Source organism: Burkholderia sp. Bp8992, assembly GCF_003853705.1.
GTDB lineage: Bacteria > Pseudomonadota > Gammaproteobacteria > Burkholderiales > Burkholderiaceae > Burkholderia.
Genome location: NZ_QTQI01000018.1, coordinates 168583 through 177868 on the forward strand (window position 1 = coordinate 168583; position 9286 = coordinate 177868).

Annotated in this window: 4 protein-coding genes and 1 pseudogene; all 5 read left to right on the plus strand. The window is 64.0% G+C overall.

Features of this window, described 5'->3' with window-relative positions:
- The first annotated feature begins 268 nt into the window (after window positions 1-268).
- Window positions 269-961, plus strand: a complete 693-nt coding sequence (locus DIE03_RS25095; protein ID WP_124455025.1) for an alpha/beta hydrolase — start codon at window positions 269-271, stop codon at window positions 959-961.
- A 225-nt stretch (window positions 962-1186) separates the two neighbouring features.
- Complete coding sequence (locus DIE03_RS25100; protein WP_034186939.1) at window positions 1187-2002, plus strand: ABC transporter substrate-binding protein; 816 nt, start codon at window positions 1187-1189, stop codon at window positions 2000-2002.
- A 94-nt stretch (window positions 2003-2096) separates the two neighbouring features.
- A complete protein-coding gene (locus DIE03_RS25105; RefSeq protein WP_124455027.1) occupies window positions 2097-2819 on the plus strand; it encodes an amino acid ABC transporter permease in 723 nt (240 codons plus the stop codon).
- Between the two features lie 2 nt (window positions 2820-2821).
- Entirely contained in the window at window positions 2822-3547 is a 726-nt protein-coding gene (locus tag DIE03_RS25110) for an amino acid ABC transporter permease (protein WP_124455029.1), read from the plus strand.
- A 352-nt stretch (window positions 3548-3899) separates the two neighbouring features.
- Window positions 3900-9286: pseudogene (gene bcpA / locus DIE03_RS25115) on the plus strand (contact-dependent inhibition toxin BcpA); the annotation flags it as partial.

The following is a 9286-nucleotide window of genomic DNA, read 5'->3' on the forward strand; positions in this document are numbered from 1 at the left end:
GTCATATCGATATGGAAATCGATTCGTTGTCCGTCGCACGCGAATTCCTTAATCTGGGCCTGTAGTTCGTGTGACACCTCCTTGACTGGGATTCGCGCCCGCTGCATGCAGCGGGCGTCTTTTTTTGTGCGCTGCATCTCACGCCGGCCCCGGCGGGGTTGGTGGCGCGCGTTGGCTCGCCTATGCTGGTTGCTGCGTGTCCGCGCGAAGGTCCGGATCGGCTGGACCGGTGACGGTTCGATGACATGCCACGTCAAGGAGATTCACGATGAGCAAACCCGCGATCGTGCTCGTGCACGGCTTCTGGGGCGGCGCCGCGCACTGGGCAAAGGTAATCGTCGAACTCGCGCGCAAGGGCCAACCATCGCTGCACGCGGTCGAGATACCGCTGACGTCGCTTGCCGACGACGCCGAGCGCACGCGCAAGATGGTGGCGCAGCAGGCCGGCCCCGTGTTGCTGGTCGGCCATTCGTACGGCGGTGCCGTGATCAGCGATGCCGGCAACCTGCCGAATGTCGCGGGCCTCGTGTTCATCGCCGCGTTCGCGCCCGACGCGGGCGAAAGCCCCGGCGGGATCACGCAGGAACACTTGCCGGCGGCGGCGCCGAATCTCGCGCCCGACAGCGACGGCTATCTGTGGCTCAAGCCCGACAAATTCCACGAGAGCTTCTGCCAGGATCTTTCGTCAGACGAAGCGCTCGTGATGGCCGTCACGCAGAAGGCGCCGCTGGCGAGCACGTTCGCGGACACCATCAGCACGCCTGCATGGCGTTCGAAACCGTCGTGGTATCAGATTTCGAGCGAGGACCGGATGATCGCGCCGGAGAACCAGCAGCGGATGTCGGCACGAATGGACGCGCGCAAGATCATCACGCTCGATGCCAGCCATGCGTCGCTTGCGTCGCAGCCGGTGGCGGTCGCCGCGCTGATCGACGAGGCCGCGACGGTGCTCGCAGGGTAAGGCGCGGGAAGCGGGGCATGGCGGGAAAGGCACGGCGCGATGCTGCGCCGGTGCCCGCCGCGCCTCATCACGAAACCCGCAGAGCAAAGCACCATTTGTTGGTTCTGATTCGCCGCACGCGCTGATACGTTAGCGGCTTCGCGACGGCACACTTCGTCGCGATGTTCTTCGAACCGGGCCGCCGCGCGATCCGCGGCGGCCTTCATAACAAATCAGGTCGTGCTCATGAAATTCCACACTCTCGCTACGTGGCTCGTCGGGGCCGCGCTCATCACCGCAGGCACCGTCGCGCATGCGGACCGGCTCGACGACATCAAGAAGGCCGGCGTGCTGCGCGTCGCGACGTTCGACAGCAACCCGCCGTTCGGCTATGTCGATGCGAAGAACAACCACATCGTCGGCCTCGACGTCGACTACGCGAAGGCGCTTGCCGACAAGCTCGGCGTGAAGCTGCAACTGCAACCGACCAATCCCGCGAACCGCATTCCGTTCCTGACGTCGGGCAAGGTCGACCTCGTGCTCGCGAACTTCACGATCACCGACGAGCGTGCGAAGCAGGTCGACTTCAGCATTCCGTATTTCTCGTCGGGCCAGCAGTTTCTCGCGAAGAAGGGTGTGCTGAAATCGGCCGACCAGCTGAACGGGCTGCGCGTCGGCGCAGACAAGGGCACGACCAACGAGATCACGCTGCGCGAGAAATTCCCGAAGGCGACGATCGTCGCGTACGACGACACGCCGTTCGCGTTCGCCGCGCTGCGCGCCGGCAACGTGCAGGCGATCACGCAGGACGGCCCGAAGCTGATCGGCCTGCTCGCGAACGTGCCGGACAAGCAGAACTACGAGATCCCGGCGTTCACGATCTCGAACGACTACATGGGCGTCGGCGTGCCGAAGGGCGAGACGCGCCTGCTCGGCTTCGTCAACGACACGCTGAAGGGCCTCGAGGCGAACGGCCGCGCCACGCAGATCTACGACGCATGGTTCGGGCCGACGACGAAGACGCCGCTCACGCGCATCTTCCGCATCGGCGACAAGACCTGACCTGCACCGCACGCGCGCCGCGACCGGCCGGAACATCGGCTGCGCGGCGCTTTCCGTTTTCTTCCGATCGCGTGCTTCACGCGCGCACCCCAGCATGCTCGGGTTGGCTCCCAAATATCTGTCCTGGCTCTGGCAGGGCTTCCTGCTGACACTCGGCCTTGCCGCCGCGGCAGCCATCGCCGCGACCGTCGGCGGGCTGCTGCTTGCCGTCATGCGGCATGCGCGCGGCAGGACACCGCGCGCGGCCGCCGCCGCGTACGTCGTCGCGTTCCGCAACACGCCGCTGCTCGTACAGTTGCTGTTCTGGTATTTCGGCGTCGCGTCGTTGCTGCCCGACACGTGGATCGCGTGGCTGAATGCGCGCCATGCCGTGAGTGCAGGCCCGGTCACGCTCGCGTGGCCGTCGTTCGAATTCGTCGCCGGCTGGGTCGGATTGAGCGCATACACGGCCGCGTTCGTCGCCGAGGAATGCGAGGCCGGCCTGCGCGGCGTGCGTCGCGCGCAGCATGACGCGGCGGCGGCGCTCGGCCTCACGCCGATGCAGTCGCTGCGCTACGTGGTGCTGCCGCAGGCCGTGCGGATCGCGCTGCCGCCGCTGTTCGGCCAGTACATGAATCTCGTGAAGAACTCGTCGCTCGCGATGGCGATCGGCGTCGCCGAGCTGTCGTATGCATCGCGGCAGGTCGAGACCGAGACGTTCAAGACGTTCGCCGCATTCGGCGTCGCGACCTTGCTGTACGTCGCGGCGGTGGCCGCGATCGAGGCCGGTGCGTACGCGGCCACGCAATGGCGCGACCGGCTCGGAGCAGGGCGCTGACGATGGACCTTTCGCTGCTGTTCTCCAATCTGCCGTACCTGCTCGTCGGCGCGTTCCCGGACGGCCCGCTCGGCGGCGCCGCGCTGTCGCTGGTGCTGGCGATTGCGTCCGCCGTCGCGTCGGCCGTGCTCGGCGTGGCGCTCGGTGTCGCGATGGCGCTCGCACGCGGGCCGGTGCGCGTGCTGCTGCTCGCGTTCATCGGCTTCTTTCGCGCGATTCCGGTGCTGATGCTGATCTTCTGGACGTATTTCCTGATGCCCGTGCTGCTGCACATGGATGTGCCGGGACTCGCGACGGTCGTGTGCGCGCTCGCGCTGATCGGCGGCGCGTATCTCGCGCATGCAGTGCACGCGGGCATCGTCGCGGCGGGCGACGGGCAGTGGCAGGCCGGGCTGTCGCTCGGGCTCACGCGCTGGCAGACGGTGCGCTACGTGCTGCTGCCGCAGGCGATCCGGATCATGACGCCGTCGTTCGTCAACCAGTGGGTCGCGCTCGTGAAGGACACGTCGCTAGCGTATATCGTCGGCGTGCCCGAGCTGTCGTTCGTCGCGACGCAGGTGAACAACCGGCTGATGGTGTATCCGGCGCCGATCTTCCTGTTCGTCGCCGTGATCTACCTGGTGCTGTGCACGTCGCTCGACGGCGCGGCGCGCTGGCTGCTGACGCGGCGCCCGAGGGAGCGGAGCATTGAGGGCACGGCGGTCGAACGGATCAAATCCTTGCGATGATGTAACCCCCTGTATGCAGTTAAAAACGATCTGATTACGGGGCGCGTGCCGATTCGACCTCGCAATTCTGTCAGGGATTTTTTTGAGATGATGCGTGAGGTAAGATTCGCGCGGATTGCCATTAACAATACCGACGATATTAGTAGTCGACGGAATATGTCGTTATCCAAAATATCAAGATAGTCGGATTGGCGTGGCAGTAAGCGAGCGATATATCGAGTTGTTTCGTCCGTCGCATCTCTGCAACGATTGACACTCTTTGACGCTGCCTTGCCACGGTTTCAATTAGATTCCATGCGATGTTCGAGGTCGTGAGAGCAATTCGAACAAAAATCGCGAGTAGACCAGGGTTATGAACAAAAACCATTATCGGCTGGTGTTCAGCTGCGTGCACGGTATGTTGGTCGCAGTGGAAGAAACGGCCAGCTCAGCGGGGAAAGCAAGCGCAGGTGAAACGCGGCGTACCCTCGATCGCAGCGGTGTGCATGTAGTGACGCAGTTCGCGTTACGTTTTGCGGTATTTGCTGCGCTGATTGCCGCGGGCGCGATACCGATGTGGGTGCACGCACAAATCGTCGGAGCGGGGCCGAATGCACCATCGGTAATCCAGACGCCCAACGGCCTGCCGCAAGTGAATATCAACAAGCCGGGTGGCGCTGGCGTTTCGCTGAACACCTACAACCAGTTTGACGTGTCGCATGCTGGCGCGATCCTGAACAACTCGCCGACGATCGTCAACACGCAGCAGGCCGGCTATATCAACGGCAATCCGAACCTGGGTGCGGGGCAGGCGGCGCGCATCATCGTCAACCAGGTCAACAGCACGGCGGCCAGCCAGATCAAAGGGTACGTCGAGATAGCGGGAAGCCGTGCGGAGATTGTGCTGGCCAACCCTGCCGGTATCGTCGTGGACGGTGGCGGGTTCATCAATACCTCGCGCGCAGTCCTGACAACTGGCGTGCCGCAGTTTAGCGCGGACGGATCGTTGACGGGCTTCAATGTAAATCGTGGCCTCGTGACCGTGCAAGGTGCGGGCCTCGATACCTCGAATGTTGATCAGACTGACATCATCGCCCGCGCTGTACAGGCTAATGCCGCGATCTATGCGAAGAATCTCAATGTAATTGCCGGTACGAACCAGGTTAATCACGACACGCTTGTCGCGACGCAGATCGCCGGTGACGGTCCTGCGCCGGCTGTCGCGATTGACGTAGCTCAGTTAGGTGGCATGTATGCCAATAGGGTGTTTTTGGTTGGCAACTCCGCAGGCGTGGGTGTCGCGAACGCCGGGACGATCGCGGCGCAGGCAGGCGACCTGACGCTGCAGTCGGATGGCCGGCTCGTGCTCACGGGCAAGACCACGGCAAGCGGCAATCTGGCGCTGTCGGCCGCAGGCGGCATCCAGAATAGCGGCACCACGTACGCGCAGCAATCGCTGTCGGCCAGCACAAGCGCCGATCTTACGAACACCGGGACGCTCGCGGCGCAGCAAAATACGACGGGGCACGCCGGGAGCATCAATTCGACCGGCACGCTTGGCGCCGGCGTGAACAATGACGGCTCCGTCGCACACAGCGGCGATTTGAACCTGACGGCGTCCGGCCAACTGACCGCGACCGGCCAGAATGTCGCGGGCGGCAATGCATCGCTGACGGGCGGCAGCGTGAATCTCGCCGGCAGCCAGACGGCAGCGAACGGCAATCTGTCACTGAACGCGACGGCCGGCGACGTGAACCTGTCGAACGCGACGACGAGCGCGCAGGGCGCCATTCTGGCGAACGCGTCGGGCACCGTGATGAACGATCACGGCAGCCTGTCGAGCGGCGGCAGCACGACGCTGACCGGCGGCAATCTGTCGAACCAGAGTGGCAAGGTTTCATCGCAGGGGCCGTTGTCAGTCAACGTGGCTGGCCAGATCGCCAACCAGTCCGGCGAACTGGTATCCGAAAGCACTGCCGACGTGCGTGGCGGCGCCATCGCGAACAACCAGGGCACACTTCAAAGCGCGGCCGGCATGACGGTGGCCGGTGCGTCGCTGGACAACACGGCGGGTCGGATCACGTCGCTCAACGGCGACGGCCTGTCGGTGACGACCAGCGGCCAATTGACCAATGCGGCGGGTACCACCGCGAATGGCGCGCAAGGCGGTGTTATCGGCGGCAACGGCGATGTTTCGGTCCAAGGCGCAAACGTTGTCAATCGCGGCGCGATCACATCCAATACGAATTTGCGGGTATCGGGCCAGTCGGTCGACAACGGTGGCGGCTCGCTGCAGGCCGCGCAAAAGGTGGCTGTCGATGCGGGCGCGCGCCTGATCAACAGCGGCGGCTCGATCTCCGGCCAGACGGCAACGGTCAGCGGAACGACGCTCGACAACAGCGCGGGCACCGTGCAGGCGGGCCAGATTTCGTTGAACGCGACCGACCTCGTGAACCACGGCGGCACGATCACGCAGACCGGCGCTGGTGCGATGAGCGTGAACGTGTCGGGCACGCTCGACAACTCGAATGGCGGCACGCTGCAAACCAACAGTACCGATCTGACGCTCGCGCCGACGGCAATCGTCAACGACGGCGGCACGATCACGCATGCCGGCAACGGCACGCTGACGCTCGGAAACGGTTCAGGCTCTGTGTCGAACGTCGGTGGCGCGATTGCCAGCAACGGGCGCGTCGTCGCACAAACGGGCGCGCTGAACAACACGGCGGGCTCGATCAACTCGCAGAATGGATTGACGGCGACCGTCGCCGGAACGCTGAACAATGCGAACGGCAAGCTGTTGTCGAATACGGATCTGAGCGTCGCGAGCGGTACGCTCGCGAACGACGGCGGCCAGATCGGTGCCAGCACGAACGTGACGATCCACACAGGCTCGATGACGAACCAGGGCGGTTCGATCGTCGCGCCAAACCTGTCGGTCACCGCCGATTCAACGCTCGACAACAGCGGCGGCAAACTCGAGGCCAATCAGCTTGCGCTGGCGGCAGCGAACCTCGTGAACCACGGCGGTACGATCACGCAGTTTGGATCGTCGGCGATGGGGATGAACGTTAGCGGCACCCTCGACAACTCGGCCGCTGGCGTGATCCAGACGAACGCCACGGATTTGACGCTCGAGCCGGCCGAGCTGAACAACGCGGGCGGCACCATCACGCATGCCGGCACCGGCGCGCTGACGATCGCGCCGGGCAATGGATCGAGCGCGCTGAACAACGCGTCGGGCACCATCGTGACGAAGGGACAAGCCATCGTCAACGCGGCGATCTGGAACAACGCGAGCGGTATCCTCGCCGCGCAGCGCGGCATCAACGCGACGATTACGGGTGACGTGAACAACGCGCAGGGCCTGCTGCGATCGGACGCGTCGCTGTCATTGAAGAACGGCGGTGCTCTGTCAAACCGAGGCGGGCACATCCAGGCGGGGCAATCGGTTGCGGGCGACACCAGCACACTCGCCATTCAATCGGCCTCGATCGACAACGCGGACGGCGCCATTGTCGACCTCGGTGCCGGCAAGATGACGGTGCAAGGCGGTAGCCAGATCGCCAATAGCCGTGCCGGCGGCGTAGCGGGCATGGGTGCGATTACCGGCAACGGCGATGTGACGGTCAGCGCCGCGTCGATCAACAATACGCAGGGCGGTCAGCTCAGCGGCGCATCGCTGCATGTTCAAGGCAACACGTTGGACAACAGCGGCGGCACCATCGGCAACGTAACGAATTCGAATGGTGACGTGGACGTCACGACGACCGGCGCGATCACGAATACGAACGGCCAGATCAGCTCGACGCACGACCTGTCGATTGCGGCGGCCACGCTGCAGGGCGGCGGCACATACAGCGCAGCGCACGACGCCAACGTGAACCTGCAGGGCGATTACACGACGACGTCTGATACGCAGTTCAACGTCGGTCATGATCTCGCCTTCACGTTGCCCGGCACCTTCACGAACAACGCGAACCTGCAATCGGTCAACAACCTGAGCGTCAACGCGGGCAACATCGTCAACGTGGGCGCGCTGACTGCTGGCGGCCTGCTGCACACGCAATCGACCAACCTGACGAATACGGGCGCACTCGTGGGCGCCAGCGCGTCGCTCAACGCAACGAATACGCTCTCGAATCTCGGGCCGACCGCGCTGATCGGTGCGTCGGACAGCAACGGTACGCTCGAAATCCTCGCGCACGACATCGAAAACCGCGACGACACGACCGCGACTGATTCGATGGCGACGACGGCCATCTTCGGCATGGGCAAGGTCGTACTCGCAGGCGGCAAGGACGCAAGCGGCAATTACACGAACGCCGCGCTGGTCAACAACGTGTCTGCCCTGATCCAGTCCGGCGGCGACATGGAACTGCACGCGGACAAGATCACGAGCACGCGCCGCGTGATGAAGACCTCGACGAGTTCGATCGATCCATCGCTGCTCGGCCAGTTCGGTATTCCGATCAGCGGCCGTACTGGCCAGGTTGGCGTGAAGGATCCGGACAGCATCGGCGGCGTCTACACCGAGCCGCCTCACGGCGGTCAGTGGAACAGCACGTATCAGTTCACGACCTACTACGCGGATAGCGCGACGGCGACGACCGTGACGGACATCAGCCCGGCCGCGCAAATCGTGTCGGGCGGCAGGATCGATGCGTCATCGGTCGGCACGCTGCAAAACTACTGGAGTAACATCGCCGCGGTCGGCGACATCAAGATGCCGTCCCACTACGACGCCGACGGCTGGGCGGCGTCCGGCCAGAAACTGCCGGGCGTGACGGTCTCGTACTCGGGGCAGTATCACTACAACAACTACGACAATAGCGAACACGACTGGCAACTGCCGTTCGGTAACGCGCCGTTCGTGACGGGGCGCCCGGGCGGCTATACGCAGGCGGCGCCGGCATCGATCAAGGATTACACGCTGCCGGGCTACTTTTCGACGCTGAGTTCCAACGGCACGATTTCGGGAACGGGCGTCAGCGTCAGCAACACGGCGGGCAACGCATCGATTCCGTCGCTCGGCTTGCTGCCGGGGCAGTCGGTGCCGGGCCTAACGCCCGCCAACCTGAGCGGTAACGCGAGCGGCGCGAAATCGGGTGCATCGTCGGTGCACGGTGGTCCGCAGGCGCCGGTGGATCCGATCATCGCCAGTGCGACGGCGCTGAACGTGTTGAACAACCTCACGATTCCGCAGGGTGGGTTGTACCGGCCGACTACCGCGCCGAATGCGAACTACGCGATCGAGACGAACCCGGCGTTTACGAACCAGAAGAACTTCATTTCGAGCGACTACTTCTTCGGACAACTCGGCGTCGACCTCACGCACATTCCGAAGCGTCTCGGCGACGGCTTTTATGAGCAGCAGCTCGTGCGCAATCAGGTGACGTCGCTGACCGGCAAAGCGGTGCTGGGGCCGTACGCGGATCTGCAAACGATGTACCAATCGTTGATGACGGCGGGCGCTGATCTGTCGAAGTCGCTCGATCTGCCGATGGGCGCGAGCCTGTCGGCCGAGCAGGTGTCGAAGCTGACCAGCAACGTGATCATGATGGAAACGCGCGTGGTGGACGGCCAGTCGGTGCTGGTGCCGGTCGTGTATCTCGCGCAGGCGAACCAGCAGAATGTCAACGGCCCGTTGATCAGCGCAACGAACATCGATTTCCAGAACGCGCAGTCGTTCACGAACAGCGGCACGATCAAGGCGGACAACACGCTGGCGATCCAGGGCAAGCAGATCGACAACGCGTT